This is a genomic window from Rugosimonospora africana (assembly GCF_016862975.1).
Lineage (GTDB): Bacteria > Actinomycetota > Actinomycetes > Mycobacteriales > Micromonosporaceae > Rugosimonospora > Rugosimonospora africana.
On the sequence record NZ_BONZ01000025.1, the window covers coordinates 24,211 to 40,377 of the forward strand.

Sequence of the window (16,167 nt, forward strand, 5' to 3'; positions counted from 1 at the left end):
GGCCCAGCTTCCCCGCAGCCGGCGGGCCGCGCCATGGCGTGGATCACCCTCGGCCCGTTACCTGGGGGCTGGGAGGACAATGGCGGGAACCGACTCGCCGACCGAGGGGGACCACGATGGCTCAGCAGGGCTTCCGACCAGCCGCAGGTTGCCGGTGAGCGCCGGCACGCTGACGCCGCCGGCAGCCCGCGACTCGGCCTCGTCCCAGGATGTGGTCGCCGCGCTGCGCGCCGCTGGCATCAGTGAGGTGGACGACTCGACCCTGCGCCGGGCGGAATACTCCTCGGACGCCTCGCTGTACCGCGTCGTCCCGCGTGTCGTGGTCCTGCCCCGGGCCGTCGACGAGGTACTCGCCGCGGTCGACGTCTGCCGCCGGCTGGGGGTACCGCTGACACCCCGCGGAGCGGGCACGTCCATTGCCGGCAACGCTGTCGGGGCCGGGGTGGTTCTCGACTTCTCCCGGTACCTGGGACACGTGGTCGCGATCGACCCCGAGCAGCGCACCGCGACCGTCGAACCGGGCGTGGTGCTCGCGCAGTTGCAGCGCGAGGCCGGCCGGCACGGGCTGCGGTTCGGGCCGGACCCGTCCACGCACAACCGGTGCACGCTCGGCGGGATGATCGGCAACAACGCGTGCGGGTCACGGGCACTGGGCTACGGCCGCACCGCGGACAACGTCGTCGAACTCGACGTGGTCGCCGGCACCGGGGAGCGGTTGCGCGCGGGCCGCGGCGGAGACCTCGCCGCGTCGTCCGTGCTGGCGTCGGTCGACCGGATGGTCCGGGCGAACCTCGCCAGCATCCGCACCGAACTGGGCCGCTTCGGCCGGCAGACCTCGGGGTACTCGCTCGAGCACCTGCTGCCCGAACACGGCTTCGACGTCGCCAAGGCGCTGGTCGGCACCGAGGGCACCTGCGCGGTGCTGCTCGGCGCGACGGTACGGCTGGTCCGGGCACCGGTGGCCACGGTGCTGGTGGCGCTCGGGTACCCGGACATGACGGTGGCCGCGGACGCGGTACCGGCTCTGCTCAAGCACCACCCGATCGCGGTCGAGGGGCTGGACGCCCGCATCGTCGACGCGGTCGTCAGCCGCCGCGGCGCGAGCGCGGTGCCGGAACTGCCGGACGGCCGGGGCTGGCTGTTCGTCGAGCTGGCCGGAGACAGCGAAGCCGAACTGGCCGCCGCCACCGGACCGCTGATCGCCGACGCGGGCACGTCGGCGTCGATGGTGGTGACCGATCCGAAGCACGCGGCCGCGCTGTGGCGCATCCGGGAGGATGGCGCCGGACTGTCCGCCCGGTCGCCGCGAGGCCGCCCGGCGCACGCCGGCTGGGAGGACGCCGCGGTACCGCCCGAGCGGCTGGGCGCGTACCTGCGGGCGTTCGAGGCGTTGACCCGCCAGCACGACGTGACCGGGATGCCGTACGGGCACTTCGGCGACGGGTGCCTGCACGTGCGGCTGGACTTCCCGCTCGACGAGCCGGGGGGCGCGCAGCGGTTCCGGGCCTTCCTGCTGGACGCCGCGGACCTGGTGGCCTCGCACGGCGGGTCGATGTCCGGGGAGCACGGCGACGGCCGGGCTCGCGGCGAACTGCTGGAGCGGATGTACTCACCGGCGGTGCTGGACGCCTTCGCCGAGTTCAAGGGCGCCTTCGACCCGCAGGACGTGCTGAACCCCGGAGTCATCGTGCGGCCCCGGCCGGTCGACGCGGATCTGCGGGTACCGGCGGCACCGCCGCTGCGCGAGCGGCTGGCCTTCGCGTACCCGCATGACGGCGGCGACCTGTCGACGGCCGTGCACCGCTGCACCGGAGTCGGCAAGTGCCTGGCCAACACCACCGGTTCGGGCGGTGTGATGTGCCCGTCCTACCAGGCCACCCGGAACGAGAAGGACTCCACCCGCGGCCGGGCCCGGGTGCTTCAGGAGATGGTCAACGGCACCCTGGTGCGCGCCGGCTGGCGCTCGCCGGAGGTGCACGAAGCGCTCGACCTCTGCCTGTCCTGCAAGGGTTGCGCGTCGGACTGCCCGACCGGCATCGACATGGCCACGTACAAGGCCGAGGTACTGCACCAGGCGTACCGGGGGCGGCTGCGCCCGCGTACCCACTACAGCCTCGGCGCCCTTCCCCGCTGGGCCCGGCTGGCGTCCCGGATGCCCCGACTGGCCAACCGGATGCTCACCGTGCGCCCGCTGGCCGCGATCGGCAAGTGGCTGGCCGGGGTCGACGCGCGCCGGCCGCTGCCCACGTTCGCGACGCGTACCTTCCGGCAGTGGTTCGCCGACCGTCGGCCGGCCGCCACCGGCGTCGATCCGGTGCTGCTCTGGGTCGACACGTTCACCAACCACTTCACTCCCGAGGTCGGCATCGCCGCGGTGCGCGTGCTCGAAGCGGCCGGATACGAGGTGCGGATCCCGGACGCAGGACTGTGCTGCGGGCTCACCTGGATCTCCACCGGCCAGACCGACGCCGCCAAGCGGATCCTGCGCCGTACCGTGGCCGCACTCGCTCCGCACGCCGAGGCCGGGGTGCCGATCGTGGGACTGGAACCGTCCTGCACGGCGGTGTTTCGCGGCGACCTGCCCGAGTTGCTCGGCACCGGAGATTCCGCCGTTTCCGCGGTGGCCGCCGCCACCCGTACCCTCGCCGAACTGCTCACCGATCGTCCACAGTGGACGCCACCGCGGCTGGACGAGGTACACGCCATCGCCCAGCCGCACTGCCACCACCACGCCGTACTCGGCTGGCACGCCGACCAGTCGCTGCTGAGCGACGCCGGCGCGAGCGTGGACGTACTGGGTGGGTGCTGCGGGTTGGCCGGCAACTTCGGCATGGAACGCGGGCACTACGAGGTGTCCACCGCCGTCGCCGAGGTCGCGCTGCTGCCCGCGGTACGGGCGGCGGAGCCCGACACAGTGGTGCTCGCCGACGGCTTCTCCTGCCGGATCCAGCTCGACCAGCTCGCCGGCCGCCGTGGCCGGCACCTCGCCGAGGTTCTCGCCGAACGGCTCGACTCGCGGTAAGTCGGTACCGTGCGGGTATGACGAATCCGCTGCGCGTGCTGTCACTGCCTGACCTCCGCCGCCGGACGAGCATGAAGTGGCGGCGGTTCCCGCCGGACGTGCTGCCGCTGTGGGTGGCCGAGATGGACGTACCCCTCGCCGAGCCGGTCGCCCGCGCGTTGACCGACGCCGTCGCGCTGGGCGACACCGGCTACCCGGCGGGCACGGTCTACGCCGAGGCGCTCGCCGGCTTCGCCGCCGACCGCTGGGGCTGGACTGTCGACATTGGACACACGGCCATCGTGCCGGACGTGATGCTGGGCATCGTCGAGGTGCTGAAGCTGGTCACCGGGCCCGGCGACGCGGTCGTCGTGAACTCGCCGGTCTACCCGCCGTTCTACCAGTTCGTCGAGCACCTGGACCGGCGGGTCGTCGAGGCGCCGCTCGACGCCGAGCACCGCATCGACCCGGACGTGCTCGCCGCCGCGTTCGCCGACGCCACCGCCGGTGGTCGTGCCGCGGCCTTCCTGCTGTGCAGCCCACACAATCCCACCGGCACGGTGCACACCCGCGAGGAGTTGGCCACCGTCGCCGAGCTTGCGGCCCGGCACCGGGTACGGGTCGTCGCCGACGAGATTCACGCCCCGCTCGTGTACCCGGGCGCCACGCACCTGCCGTACCTGTCGCTGCCCGGCACCGGCGACGCGTTCGCCTTGCTGTCGGCCTCGAAGGCGTGGAACCTGGCCGGCCTGAAGGCAGCCGTCGCGGTGGCCGGTGCCGACGCCGGTAAGGATCTGGCCAGGATGCCCGAGGAGGTCAGCCACGGTCCCAGCCACCTGGGCGTCATCGCCCACTGCGCGGCCCTACGGCACGGCACGGACTGGCTCGACGAGTTGCTGGCCGGGTTGGACGACAATCGGCGCCTGCTGGGCGGTCTGCTCGCCGAACACCTGCCGGCGATCGGGTACCGGCCCCCGCAGGGCACCTACCTGGCGTGGCTGGACTGCCGCGCACTCGACCTGCGGGCCGACCCGGCCGCGGTGTTCCTCGACCGCGGCCGGGTCGCGCTCAACTCCGGTTCCGAGTTCGGTACCGGCGGCGCGGGCCACGTCCGGCTGAACCTCGCCACGTCCCCCGAGACGCTGACCGAGGCGGTCGCCCGGATGGCGGCGGCGCTGCGCTAGGAATCCTCCGGTTCGGGTTCGGGGTTCGGGTTCGAGGCGGGATCCGGCGGCTGGCCCGGCATCCGGAACGCGTGCGTCGGCGGGAACTCGTCCAGGTTCAGGGCGGTCACCCCGCCCCGCGTCGCGGACTCCGGCGCCGGGCTGCACCGGGCCACCAGCCGTCCCAGGCCGGTACGGGTGCAGACCACGATGACCCGGTCGGTGCGTACCAGCTGCCGCCCCTGATGCGGCGACCACAGCGTCTGGGCACCGCGCCCGGTACGCAGGGCGAGTAGCCGGGTCTCGTGCGGCCGGTTCACCTCCGAGGCCAGCCGGCCCTCCAGCGGCGAATCCGCGCCGACCGGCAGCTCGGCGACGAGCAGCACCCGGCGGCGTACCGGGATCGTGTCCAGCACCGCCCGGCCCATCATCGCCGCCGCGAACGTCGGCGCGGCCAGGTAGGACACGCTGCGCGAGGTGGCCAGGCCGAAGGCCCGCTCGATCCGGGTCGCGAAGTCGCCGTCGAACAGCCGCAGTACCACCCGGAGTTGCCCCGCGATGGCCCGGCCGAGCAGCGCGGCTTCCAGGTTGCGGACGTCGTCGGTGGTCAGCACGACCAGCGCGCGGCTGGTCTGTACCCACGCCGCGCGCAGCACCCCCTCCTGCGTCGCGTCGCCGACGATGACCGGGATGCCGAGGTCCCGCGCGACCTGGATACCGCGGGCCTGTTCCCGGTGGTCCACCGCGACCACGTCGAGTCCCAGCTCATGCAGCGCGGTGATCACCCGGGTCCCGATGTTGCCCAGTCCGACCACCACCAGGTGGTCGCGCATGGGTTCGACCGGGCCGCCGGAGGCCATCGCCAACCGCGCGCGCACCGCGCCCTCGACGACCGCCGCGGTCAGGACCGGGATCAGCGCGACGCTGAGCACCGCGAGTACGGTCTGGACGAACTGCTCCGCCCAGGACAGGCTGGTGTCCGGGTCCGCGCTGCCCAGTGAGGTCAGGATCGTCACGTAGAACGCTTCCGGCCAGCTCAGATTGTCGATCTGCCGGAACAGCACCGCGCCGACCACCAGCAGGGTCAACACCACGGCGAGCACGACCCGCAGCCGCCGGCCGACGAAGACCGACATCGTGTACAGCGGATGCCGGCGGCGCCTCCGGTGCACCGGGGCAGCCACCGGCACGTCGGCGAGCACCAGGTCGGCGGTGCTGTCGTCCTCGGGAAGCAGTTCGGGCTCGTCCGCCTCCGCGGTGCCGTCGTTCCCCGTCGGTGCGGTGATCGCGAGCCCGCGCACCACGTCCTCCGCGGGTACCTCGCCGCGCCGGGTGACGACCAGGGTGCGGCCCGCCACCCGGAGGTGGGTCGGCGTACCCTCGCCCAACGCCGCCGCGACGAACCCGGGTGCGGCGATCGCCGACTCGGACAGCACGGCGCAGTCGCTCAACAGCGCCCGTACGCCGGTGGCCAGGCTCTGGTTGAACATCCGGAGCACGATGCGCAACCCCGGCCTGATCTCCTCGGCCAGCAGGGCGGCGTCGACATTGCCGGCGTCGTCCTGCGACACCAGCGCGAGGGCGGTGGCCTCGGCCAGCCCGGCCTCGGTGAAAGCTGCCGCGGTCAGCCGGGACGCCTCGACGATCCGCACGCCCGGCACCGCGGCCAGGTTCGGACCCTGCGACTGCGCGCGCGACGGGAGGATGACGATCACCTCGGCACCGTGCCGCACCGTCAGCTCGTCGACGAGGCGCAGCGCCAACGCGTTGTCGCCACACACGACGAAGCGGTGCCGGGCGGTGTCCGCCTCGACGCCGGGTGGCGGCGAGGAACCGGACCTGCCCGGCAGCCACGCCGCTGGTGACAGTCGCGAGCGCTTTTGCCGCGCGGGCTGTTGCATTTGCGGCGCGGGCTCTTGCGCTGCGGGCGGTGGGTTCGGCGTTTGCGACGGCTCCGGCGCGCGGTCGACCACGGCGGCACCATAGCGGAAGCGATCGAACGCGGTGAGTACAGGAACCCAACACCGGTTTACGTTCGCCAGCCGTCTTTACGTTCGCCAGCCTTCGCTACGTTTCGCCGGCTGGCGCTATGTTTCGCCGGCTGGCCTTCTTGCCCGGCGTCCCGCGCCGGCCGGTGGCTGATCCAGCCGGCTGGCGCGGGACGTCACGGCGTCCGGTCGGTCAGACCGGCTGTTCGCCGACCCTGAACTCCATCCGTCCCTCGGCGTCGGTGGCTACGTCGAGGGCCTTGTCGTCGAGCATCGTGGCCGCCTCGGCGTCAAGGAACAGGCGAGCGCCTTCGGTGTCGATGACCGCGTCTCCGGTCCATGGGGCCGGGGTGACGGTCAGCGTGAGAGCGCCGCGCGTCGGGTCCGTCGCGATGCGCAGCCCGGCGCCTTCGGGCGCGTTCGGCTGGTGGGTCAGGTTCCGTACGGCGGTCACGGCGGGATCGGTCAACATGAGCATGGTGGAACTCCTTCTGACTCGTATTCGATGACACTCTCTGCGTCGCCACGGGCTCTGTGTCGCCACGGGCTCGTGAGATGGGCTCGTGAGGTGGCAACTACCTCATGAGCCGGCGACAGCGCGGCGGGTCACCTAGACGGTGACGGCGCCGGGTTCATCTGCGATACGACAGGATCCTTTCCGGCTGGCGGGCTGCTTCGGACGGCCGTCAGGCACCCCACGTTTCACCCGATCACCGCATGCGTCAAATCGAGCCGGGGTGAACTGTGGAATTTGTCGCACCGATGAACCGGCCCGTCACCCGTGCGGGTGGCGCCTGATCCTGGCGCCGCCGCGCTGTCCGGCGCCGCTTCCGGCTCGCGACTTTCGGCTTTCGGCTGCCGGCTCGTGGCTTCCGGCGCGGTTGTCGTTGCCGTGTCCTTTGCTCTGCTTACCTGGACGCAACACTCGAACGCCGTTTGTGTCGCGTATGAGTAAGCAGAGCAAAGCATGCCGGAGAGACCTCCCCCGACCCGGCGCCATCAGCGGAAAGCCGGGGTCAGGCGGTCACGGCCGCGTCCAGCCAGGGACGCAACAGGGAGAGGACGTTCGCGGCCTGCATGGCCCCGGTGTGGTCGAGCCCGTCGAGCAGCGCGACCGTCCACCCCGCCGCCTCCAACTCCGCGCGGTGCCGGATGAGCGGTTGGGCCATGGACACCTGGACGCCTCCCCATCGCTCGCCGTAGTCGATGTCGTCGGCGGTACCGGCGAAGCACAGCCGCGGACAGGCGACCCGTGACTGTGCGGCGCGGTCGTCGAAGCCCTGCAGCGCCCGGTACAGCGTGACGAACTGGCCGGTCTGCGCCGGTGACAGGGTGACCTCGACCGACGACCAGTCCGGGTCGTCGCCGGCCGCGGGCTGGGTCGCGGACTGGGTTGCGGCCGAGGCGGACGCGGTCGCGGTCGGAGTTGCCGGGTCCGGGGCGGACATCGCCATCCCGTGCGTCGCGGTGGTGACCCGCAACATCTCGGCGTACGGCCCGCCGAGAGGCGGGAAGCCGCCCATGGCCAGCCCGGACAGCCGGTCGGTGCGGATCGCCAGCTGGAGCCCGGCCAGCGCCAGCCAGGAGTACCCGTAGTAGGCGAACCGGTCCGCACCGGCGGCATCGGCGACCGCGAGCAGGTCGCTCACGACGGTGTCGGGGGTCAGCGTGTCCGGCTTCGGAGCGGCCAGCACGTGCCCCTCGTAGTCGACGGCGACCACCCGGAACGCGTCGCTCAGCCCGTCGATGAGGGACCGTCCGAGGGCGGGGTCGGCGCCCCACTTCCGCATCTCGTCGGCCTGCGGGCCCTCCACCGGGCGGGGATTGACCGGGATGAGCACGGTCGGCCCATCGCCCTGGATCGCCACGTCGACCAGCGACCCGTCATGTAGCTGTGCCTGGGGCATCTCGCACCTCGCTCGGGGCATCCCTTTATGGGGTAAAGTATTAAGGACACAATAGCTTAGGCCGTAAGGAGATAGCTCGTGGGCGTCTTCGCGGGACAGGGCGACCCGGCCTGGTCGATGGCGATGCTGTGGCGCCCGCCGTCAACCGGGCCGGCGCGCACCGGGCCGGGACCCAAACCCGCGCTGAGCCTCGACGCGATCGTGAGGGCGGCCATCGAGGTCGCCGACCGCGACGGCCTCGCCGGGCTGTCCATGCGGGCGGTCGGCGAGCGGCTCGGCCGGACCGCGATGGCGCTGTACACGTACGTGCCCGGCAAGGAGGAACTGCTCGACCTGATGTACGACGGGGCGCACGCCGAGCTGCCCGGCGGGTACGGGCCGGGCGAGGGCTGGCGTGCCGGCATCGGCCGGTGGGCGGCCGACCTCGGGGCGTTCTACCTCCGGCACCCATGGACGCTCCAGGTGTCCCACTCGCGCCCGGCGCTCGGCCCGCACGAGCAGGGCGTCGTCGAAAACCTGGTGGGCATCCTGCGCGAAACCGGCCTGCCCGCCACCGCGCTGCGCCGGATCGTCGGCGTGCTCATCCACTTCGTGCGGGGCACCGCGCAGACGATCGCGGAGGCGCGGCTCGCCGCGACCGCGACCGGGGTCTCCGACGAGGAGTGGTGGTCGGCTCGGTCGGCGCAACTGCACCAGGTCGTCCCCGACTTCAATGCGCGGTTCCCGATGTCGGCGTGGCTCGGCGAGGAGGGCCTGCGGGAGGAGGGCCTGCGGGAGGACGGGCCGGGGGAGAAGGGCCTGCGGGAGAGCGGGCTGGGGGAGGACGGGTTGCGCGAGCGGGCCGCGTCCGGGACCGGCCCAGACGAGGGGTGCGACGAGGACGCGTCGGTGCCATACCTGGAGCGCGAGGCCCGGGCGATGATCGAGACCGGCCTGGCGGTGCTCCTGGACGGCATCGAGGCCGCGACGCTCCGGGCGTCCCGGCGGGCCCGGCCCTAGTCAGGCGGGTCGGCGCCAGCACGGTAGCTCGCGGTGCTACGGCTGCTCGAAGAATTCCCAGGCGATATTGTCCGGATCGCGGAAGCAGACCAGACCCGGCCCGAGCGCGTCGACCTCGAAGCCCACGGTCGGTGAGCATAGCCACGCATGAGGTTGTGCGCTGTCCGGTATCCGGTCCGCGGCTGGACCCGCTGGGCCGGTCAGAGGTTCTGCTTACGGAGCCAGTCCAGGCAGGCGTCGGCGACCGCGCGCCAGCCGCTGTCGACGGTCAGCGAGTGACCCCGGTCGGGGAACTCGACCAGGTCGGTCACGGCGCTGGATCCGCGATACTGCTTGAGCGTCGACTTCGTGATGACTTCCGGTACCGTGTGGTCCTGCCCGCCCATGATCAGCAGCAGCGGCCCGCGCTCCTCGTTTTCGGTGTGCACGGCCGCCGGCGAGTGCGGCGAGAAGTTCGCCGTCGCGGCCTCGAACAGGGGCTTGCCGGGTGCCGGGATCGTCCACTGCCGGTGGAGTTCGTCGGACTCCTCGGGGCTGACCGCGTTGCCGAAGCTGTACCGGAACTCCTCGGCGGTCAGCGAGACCGCACGGTGCCGGTTGGCCGGGTTCTTGAACACCGGCAGCGTGGCGCGCAGCGACGACAGCGGCACCGGCAACACGCCCTTGATCTGTGCCGCGTCGATGGCGATAGCCGCGACCCCTTCGTTCTCGCCGAGGAGCTTCTCGGCGATCATGCCGCCGAACGAGTGCCCGATGATGATCGGCTTGCGGGGCAGCGTGTCGATGACGGCGGCATAGTGCCGGGTGACGTCGTCGATGCCCTTGTCGGCGATGCTCTCCGGGTCGGCGCGGGCGAGTTCGACCGTGTCCGGTATGCCGGGCCAGCCCGGTGCCAGGGGCTGGTACCCGTTTTCGCGGAACAGCTCCAACCACGGTGCCCACGAGGAGGCGTGCAGCCAGAGACCGTGGATGAAGACGACTGGGATCCCGCTGTCGGTCATGATGTGGCCCGTCTGTCGAAGTGGGCATTCGAGGTCGGCATGTCGCGGTCGGTGATGACGCCGTTTCAGCGTGTCGACTGTCTCAGTGCCCGAAGCGGAGCGCAATAACCTCGCCACAGTGTGGACGGGCCGGCGGCCATAATGGCGCTTTCGGCGGTGACGCGAACCCGCGTCCGAACGGTGGGGAGTACGGGATGGAGCAGGCGCGCGAGCCGGAGCCGGACGGGGACGGCGGCAAGCCCGTCGTCATCCTGCGGGCCGCCCCGCACCCGAACGACCGGATCTTCTCCGCCGAGTCGCTGGCGGCGCTGCGCGACCGGTTCACCGTCGTGGAGCCGACCGACGAGGCCGAGTTGGACGCCTGGTTGCCCCGGGCGTTCGCTATCGTCGGGCAGCCCGACCTGCCCCGGCAGCGGCTGCGCGACGCCCCCCGGCTGCGTGCCGTGCTCAACGTGGAAGGCAACTTCTACCCCAACGTCGACTACCAGGCTTGTTTCGAGCAAGGCGTGTATGTGCTGGGCTGCGGGCCGGCGTACGCGCAGGCCGTCGCCGAGTACGCTCTCGGCCTCGCGCTCGACCTCGCCCGCGGTATCAGCCGCGAGGACCGGGCCTTCCGCGCCGGCAACGAGCGCTACGTGGCGGCGGGCAACGTGGACGCCGTCCTGCTGCGCCACGCCGACGTCGGCCTTGTCGGGTTCGGGAATCTCGGCCGGGCGCTGCACCCGCTGCTCGCCCCGTTCCACCCGACGATCCGGGTGTACGACCCGTGGCTGCCCGACTCGGTGCTGCGCGGGTACGAGGTCATCCCGGCCAGCCTGGACGAGACCCTGAGCCACAGCCAGTTCCTCTTCGTCCTCGCCACGGTCACCGAGCAGAGTCGCCACCTGCTCGGCCCCGCGCAACTGGACCGCATCCCGGCGGGCGGGCGGCTCATCGTCATCAGCCGGGCGCCCGTGGTGGACTTTCCGGCACTGCTGGAGCGGGTGGCCGCCGGCCGGTTCACGGCCGGCATCGACGTGTGGCCCGACGAGCCGGTACCGGCCGACTACCCGGCCCGCACCATGGAGGGGCTGGTGCTGTCCGCGCACCGGGCCGGAGGCATCCCGGCGGCCTTCCGCGAGATCGGCGACATGGTCCTCGACGACCTCAGCCTCATCGCCGCCGGGTTGCCACCCGCCCGGATGCAGGTGGCGGCGCGCGAATTGGTCGAGCGGTACCGGAACCGTCCGGTCACCTGACCGCCCGGCCCCGCGCGGCCCGCCCGGCCAGCCCGGAGCGCCAGCGCCAGCGCCAGCGCCAGCGCCAGGACGGTCGACCGGCGGCCGCACCGGCCGAGCCGCTCGACCGGCGGCCGCACCGGCCGGGCCGCTGGACCGGCGGCCCGCCTCGGCCGGGTCAGGCGCCGTCAGATGCGCGGTACGGCTACTGTCGCACCGCCGCCGAGTCGACCGCCGGCCTGCGCAGCGCGACCGCGGCAGGGATCAGGCTCGCCAGCACGGCGACGAGCAGGCACACGCCGGCGATCGCGCCGACCGTGCGCCACGGGATGGCCACCTGGACGGCCGGTGCCACCGGCGCCAGCCCGCGGTGCATGCCGAGCAGGGTCACCGCCGTGACCACGCCGCCGAGCAGGATGCCGATCGCGGCCACCAGTACCGACTCCAGCCCGATCATCCGGCGTACCTGGCGGGGCGTGGCGCCGGCCAGCCGCAGTGCGGCCAGTTCCCGGCCCCGTTCGCCGGTCGCCATGACGAGGGTGTTGGCGATCGAGATGATCGTGTAGATCAGGGCCAGGCCGAGCACCGCGGTCATCGCCGCGTTGTTGACGCTGTTCTGCTCGTCGTCCACAGTGGACAGGTAGTCGGCGGTGGACAGCAGTGCGCCGCCACCGGTCGCCGCGGCCCGGGCGACCGCCGCGCGGTCGGCGGTGCCCGACAGTCCAAGGTAGACAGTGTCGGCCAGCGGTCGGGCGGTGTGCCCGTCGCGCAGGGCCCACGGCAACAGGACGGTGTCGGCGAGGTCGATCTGGTTGGCCAGCACCGCGACGACGCGCAACCGGACGCGTACCGAGTCGTCCAGCCAGAGCGCGACGGTCTGACCGAGCCGGCCCTTTCCGGCCGGTACCGCGACCGTGTCGGTACCGGTCAGGTCGGCGAGGTTGCCGGCGCTCACCGGCAGGTCGAGCACGCCGGCAAGCTCCGGACCCGGCAGGTACCGGGCGTCGTAGTCTTCGGCTTCGTCGCTGTCGCGCAGGTACACGCTCGTGTCGAGCGCCGGTACCGCGGCGGTCACGCCGGGCACCGCGCGCACCGCGGCGACGGTCGCGTCGGACAGGCCATCCTGCCCGCCGGCCGGCAGAACCACAGCGGAGGCGGTGATCCGGGAGTGCGCCGCGTCGCTCTGGGTACCGGCCAGGGTGGCGAACCCGGCCAGCGACGAGCCGGCGATACCGACCGTGACGAGGATCGGCGCCGCGGTGGCGGCGGTCCGCCGGACGCCGGCGATCGCGTTGCGCCGGGCCAGCATCGCGGTGGCTCCCGGCGCCCCCGACAGCGGCGCGGTGAACAGCCAGATCAGCGGCGGGATCAGCAGCGGGGCGAACATCGCCAACCCGACGATCAGCAGCATCGCGACGACGAGGATCAGCGCGGCCCCGTCCGCGCTGCGGGTGTGAGTCAGCACCACCATCATCGGTACCGAGCCGCCGAGCGCGGCCAGCCCCACCAGCGCCCGGCTCAGCGTCATCGCGTGCCGGTCGATCGCCGCCTCGCGCAAGGCTTCGGCCGGGCGCACCCGCCCGGCCCGCCGGGCGGCCAGCGCGGCACCGGCGAGCGCGACCAGCAACCCGACCCCGAACGCGGCGGCGAGCGGCCAGAAGATGACGTGCGCGGTGAAGTCCCGCGGCGCGAAGCCGGACCGGGCCAGCCAGTGCGCGAACGGCGGGGCGAGTACGGTACCGAGCGCGTCGCCGGCGACTCCGGCCAGCACGCCGACCACCATCGCCTCGGACAGGACCAGCCGGCGTACCTGACGCGGGGTGGCACCCGCCGTACGCAGCAGGCCGAACTCCCGGCGCCGGGCGGCGACCGCGTAGGCGAACGTACCGGCGACCACGAAGACCGACACGAATCCGGCCAGCCCGCTGGTGGTACCGAGCAGCGACGCGGCGACCGCGAACAGGTCGCGGTCCGGGTCGGGTTCGGCCTCGGCGCGCCGGTCCCCGGTCAGTACCCGTGCCTGGGTGCCCGTGATCGCGCGGGCCCGCTTGGCAATCGTCGCGACCGTGGTACCGGTACCCGGCTCGCGCAGCAGCGCGACCGCCCGGATCCGGCCGCCGGCCAGCTGGGCGGCCAGCGGATCGGTGACGTACAACGCCGCCGGCGCGTCGGTGCGCAGGACGCCGCTGACGGTCAGTTCCCGCGTCCCCAGTACGGTCTGCACCGCGACCATGTCGCCGGGGCGGTGCGCGGTCGGCGCGCTCAGCACGACCTGTCCCGGGTCGGTCGGCGGTCCGCCGGCCTGCCAGGCGTAGCCGTGCAGCGCGGCGGAGGACCACGGGTGCGCGGTGTCGCCCGGCGCACCTGGCGCCTGTGCGTAGCCGGCGTAGTCGACGACCTGCCGCACACCGTCCAGTGTGGACAGACGGTCGGAAAGGCCGGCGGGCAGTGCGGCGGGCTCGCCGGTGGTCGTGGTCGAGGTCTCCCGGTCGTCGCCGGAGCCGGTGACGACGCGGATCGTCTGGGCGCCGGCCACCACCACGTCGGCGTTCGGGTACCAGCGCGGCGCGTCCGGCGACCCCGCCGTACTGGCGATCGTCAGCGCCATCGCGGACAGCAGCGCCACGCCGAGGGCGAGCGCGATGAAGCTGCCGGCGAGGCTTGCCTTGCGGGCGCGGGCGGTGTGCCAGGCCAGCGCGATCATGACCGGGCTCCGGCCAGTTCGAGGGTGGTCATCCGGTCGGCGACCGACCGCGCGGTCGGGGCGGCCAACTCGTCCGCCACCGCGCCGTCGGCGAGGAACACCACCCGGTCGGCGTACGAGGCGGCGACCGGGTCGTGCGTCACCATGATGACGGTCTGCCCACCCGTTGCCAGCCCACGCAGCAGGGCCAGCACGTCGCGGCCGGTGGCCGAGTCCAGCGCGCCGGTCGGCTCGTCGGCGAAGACCACGGCGGGCTTGCTGACCAGCGCCCGCGCGATGGCCACCCGTTGCTGCTGGCCGCCGGACAGCTGCGCCGGACGGTGCCGGGCCCGGTCCGCGAGCCCGACCGCGGCCAGCACGTCGCGCACCTCCCGGCGGCTCGGGCGCCGCCCGGCCAGCCGCAGCGGCAACGCGACGTTCAGCTCCGCGGTCAGCGCGGGCAGGAGGTTGAACGACTGGAAGATGAACCCGACGGTGTCCCGGCGAAGCAGGGTCAGCTTGGTCTCGGACAGCGGGCTCAGCGGCTGTCCGGCCAGGTACACCTCGCCGGCGGTGGGCCGGTCCAGCCCTGCCGCGCACTGCAGGAGAGTGCTCTTGCCGGAGCCGGACGGCCCCATGACGGCGGTGAACGTACCGGTGACGAAATCGAGCGTCACCTCGTGGAGTGCGACCACCCGGCCGGCGCCGGTGCCGTACACCTTGCCCAGCGATCGCAGCGCGACTGCCTCTTCATCCATGTCCTCAGGAAACCGTTCGGCGGTGGGTGAACACACGCCCGCAGCCGGGCGTCCTGAGGGTAGGGCCAGCCCCAGTATCGGTAGGTGACCACCAAACCGGTCGTTGGCGGTGTTCTCCCGGCACCGCAGCCTCGGCGTTCCGGCCACCACCCTCCGCATCCGTGGCTAGGCTCGGCAGGACAGCCGCGAGCAGTGAGGATCCCTTATGTCGTCGGCAACCGCAGTTCGCCCGTTCCGTGTCGAGATTCCGGAAGCGGACCTCGCCGATCTTCGTCAACGTGTGGCGGCGACCCGGTGGCCGGACGCCGAGACCGTCCCGGATCAGTCCCAGGGCGTGCAGCTGAGCAGGATCCAGGACCTCGCCCGCTACTGGGGCACGGACTACGACTGGCGGAAGGCGGAGGCGAAACTGAACGCCCTGCCGCAGTTCGTGACGACCATCGACGGCCTCGACATCCACTTCATCCACGTACGTTCCCCGCACCCGAACGCGATGCCGATGATCATCACGCACGGCTGGCCGGGCTCGATCCTGGAGATGCTGAAGGTCATCGGCCCGCTCACCGATCCGCCCGCGCACGGGGGACGGGCCGAAGACGCGTTCGACCTCGTCATCCCCTCGTTGCCCGGCTACGGCTTCTCCGGCAAGCCGACCTCCACGGGCTGGAACCCGGACCGGATCGCGAGCGCCTGGGCCGAGCTGATGGGACGCCTGGGGTACGAGCGGTATGTGGCCCAGGGCGGTGACTGGGGTGCGCTCGTCACCGACGCGTTCGGGCGCCAGGCGCCATCCGGACTTCTGGGCATTCACGTCAACATGCCGGCGACGGTGCCGGGGGACATCATGAAGGCCATCCTCGCCGGTGACCCGGCCCCTGCCGAGCTGTCCGACGACGAGAAGGCCGCGTACGACACCCTGACCGTGTTCTTCGCGAAGCAGGCGGGCTACGGCATCATCATGCAGACCCGCCCGCAGACCGTGGGCTACGGGCTCACCGACTCGCCCGTCGGCCTGGCGGCCTTCCTGCTCGACCACGGCGACGGGGACGGCCAGCCGGCCGAGACGTTCGAGCGGGTGATAGAGACGGGACAGTCCGGCGACCTCACCCGGGACGATCTCCTCGACGACATCACGCTGTACTGGGTGACGAACAGCGCCGTCTCGTCCGCGCAGCTCTACTGGGAGAACGTCAACTGGCAACCCAACAACTACTTCTTCAACGCCACGGCGCAGAAGACGGCGGACATCCCGGTTCCGGTGGGCGTCACCGTGTTCCCGAGCGAGCTGTACCGCGCCCCGCGGAGCTGGACCGAACAGGCATACCGTCAGCTCATCTACTTCAACCAGGTCGACAAGGGCGGCCACTTCGCGGCCTGGGAACAGCCGGGACTGTTCAGCAACGAGCTGCGGGAGGCGTTCCGGTCACTGCGCTGAGGAGCCTCAGCCCAG

At 72.5% G+C, this 16,167-nt stretch carries 11 protein-coding genes; 5 read left to right on the forward strand and 6 right to left on the reverse strand.

The window, feature by feature from the left end; all coding sequences use genetic code 11:
- Nucleotides 1-154: 154 nt before the first annotated feature.
- Both Raf01_RS13110 and Raf01_RS13115 read left to right on the forward strand, forming a co-directional pair.
- Nucleotides 155-3,022: an FAD-binding and (Fe-S)-binding domain-containing protein gene (locus Raf01_RS13110; protein ID WP_239133575.1), complete on the forward strand. Its 2,868-nt coding sequence runs from the start codon at nucleotides 155-157 to the stop codon at nucleotides 3,020-3,022.
- 17 nt (nucleotides 3,023-3,039) lie between these two features.
- Nucleotides 3,040-4,185 carry a MalY/PatB family protein gene (locus Raf01_RS13115; protein ID WP_203918114.1) on the forward strand — a complete coding sequence of 382 codons (1,146 nt, stop codon included), beginning with the start codon at nucleotides 3,040-3,042 and terminating at the stop codon, nucleotides 4,183-4,185.
- Here the strand turns inward: Raf01_RS13115 and Raf01_RS13120 are convergent.
- The 3 genes from Raf01_RS13120 to Raf01_RS13130 form a co-directional block, all read right to left on the reverse strand.
- Nucleotides 4,182-6,065, reverse strand: coding sequence for an NAD-binding protein (locus Raf01_RS13120; protein WP_203918115.1), 1,884 nt, complete (start codon nucleotides 6,063-6,065; stop codon nucleotides 4,182-4,184). The two genes, Raf01_RS13115 and Raf01_RS13120, sit on opposite strands and share 4 nt — an antisense overlap.
- A 280-nt stretch (nucleotides 6,066-6,345) precedes the next feature.
- Nucleotides 6,346-6,630, reverse strand: coding sequence for an iron-sulfur cluster assembly accessory protein (locus Raf01_RS13125; protein WP_203918116.1), 285 nt, complete (start codon nucleotides 6,628-6,630; stop codon nucleotides 6,346-6,348).
- A gap of 538 nt (nucleotides 6,631-7,168) precedes the next feature.
- Nucleotides 7,169-8,059: an alpha/beta fold hydrolase gene (locus Raf01_RS13130; protein WP_203918117.1), complete on the reverse strand. Its 891-nt coding sequence runs from the start codon at nucleotides 8,057-8,059 to the stop codon at nucleotides 7,169-7,171.
- Nucleotides 8,060-8,137: 78 nt separating this feature from the next.
- Between Raf01_RS13130 and Raf01_RS13135 the strand changes: the two genes are divergently transcribed.
- A complete protein-coding gene (locus tag Raf01_RS13135) occupies nucleotides 8,138-9,058 on the forward strand; it encodes a TetR/AcrR family transcriptional regulator (RefSeq protein ID WP_203918118.1) in 921 nt (306 codons plus the stop codon).
- Nucleotides 9,059-9,258: 200 nt separating this feature from the next.
- On the opposite strand, the gene Raf01_RS13140 is transcribed toward Raf01_RS13135, so the two are convergent.
- Nucleotides 9,259-10,059: an alpha/beta hydrolase gene (locus Raf01_RS13140; RefSeq protein ID WP_203918119.1), complete on the reverse strand. Its 801-nt coding sequence runs from the start codon at nucleotides 10,057-10,059 to the stop codon at nucleotides 9,259-9,261.
- 194 nt (nucleotides 10,060-10,253) lie between these two features.
- Between Raf01_RS13140 and Raf01_RS13145 the strand changes: the two genes are divergently transcribed.
- Nucleotides 10,254-11,297 (forward strand): NAD(P)-dependent oxidoreductase, encoded by a 1,044-nt coding sequence (locus Raf01_RS13145; RefSeq protein WP_203918120.1) that lies wholly within the window; start codon nucleotides 10,254-10,256, stop codon nucleotides 11,295-11,297.
- A 184-nt stretch (nucleotides 11,298-11,481) separates the two neighbouring features.
- Here Raf01_RS13145 and Raf01_RS13150 read toward each other — a convergent pair whose 3' ends face one another.
- Both Raf01_RS13150 and Raf01_RS13155 read right to left on the reverse strand, forming a co-directional pair.
- Complete coding sequence (locus Raf01_RS13150) at nucleotides 11,482-13,980, reverse strand: FtsX-like permease family protein (protein WP_203918121.1); 2,499 nt, start codon at nucleotides 13,978-13,980, stop codon at nucleotides 11,482-11,484.
- Nucleotides 13,977-14,717: an ABC transporter ATP-binding protein gene (locus Raf01_RS13155; protein WP_203918122.1), complete on the reverse strand. Its 741-nt coding sequence runs from the start codon at nucleotides 14,715-14,717 to the stop codon at nucleotides 13,977-13,979. The genes Raf01_RS13150 and Raf01_RS13155 overlap by 4 nt, the downstream gene beginning before the upstream one ends.
- A gap of 205 nt (nucleotides 14,718-14,922) precedes the next feature.
- On the opposite strand from Raf01_RS13155, the gene Raf01_RS13160 reads away from it, so the two are divergent.
- On the forward strand, nucleotides 14,923-16,152 hold the full coding sequence (locus tag Raf01_RS13160; RefSeq protein WP_203918123.1) for an epoxide hydrolase family protein: 1,230 nt from the start codon (nucleotides 14,923-14,925) through the stop codon (nucleotides 16,150-16,152).
- The last annotated feature ends 15 nt before the right edge of the window (nucleotides 16,153-16,167 follow it).

Bases quoted from the DNA above. Each gene is read 5' to 3' on its own strand.
- Raf01_RS13155 (WP_203918122.1), bottom strand. From the start codon at position 14,717: ATGGATGAAGAGGCAGTCGCGCTGCGATCGCTGGGCAAGGTGTACGGC.
- Raf01_RS13130 (WP_203918117.1), bottom strand. From the start codon at position 8,059: ATGCCCCAGGCACAGCTACATGACGGGTCGCTGGTCGACGTGGCGATC.
- Raf01_RS13115 (WP_203918114.1), top strand. From the start codon at position 3,040: ATGACGAATCCGCTGCGCGTGCTGTCACTGCCTGACCTCCGCCGCCGG.
- Raf01_RS13145 (WP_203918120.1), top strand. From the start codon at position 10,254: ATGGAGCAGGCGCGCGAGCCGGAGCCGGACGGGGACGGCGGCAAGCCC.
- Raf01_RS13160 (WP_203918123.1), top strand. From the start codon at position 14,923: ATGTCGTCGGCAACCGCAGTTCGCCCGTTCCGTGTCGAGATTCCGGAA.
- Raf01_RS13140 (WP_203918119.1), bottom strand. From the start codon at position 10,059: ATGACCGACAGCGGGATCCCAGTCGTCTTCATCCACGGTCTCTGGCTG.
- Raf01_RS13150 (WP_203918121.1), bottom strand. From the start codon at position 13,980: ATGATCGCGCTGGCCTGGCACACCGCCCGCGCCCGCAAGGCAAGCCTC.
- Raf01_RS13125 (WP_203918116.1), bottom strand. From the start codon at position 6,630: ATGCTCATGTTGACCGATCCCGCCGTGACCGCCGTACGGAACCTGACC.
- Raf01_RS13120 (WP_203918115.1), bottom strand. From the start codon at position 6,065: ATGCAACAGCCCGCGCGGCAAAAGCGCTCGCGACTGTCACCAGCGGCG.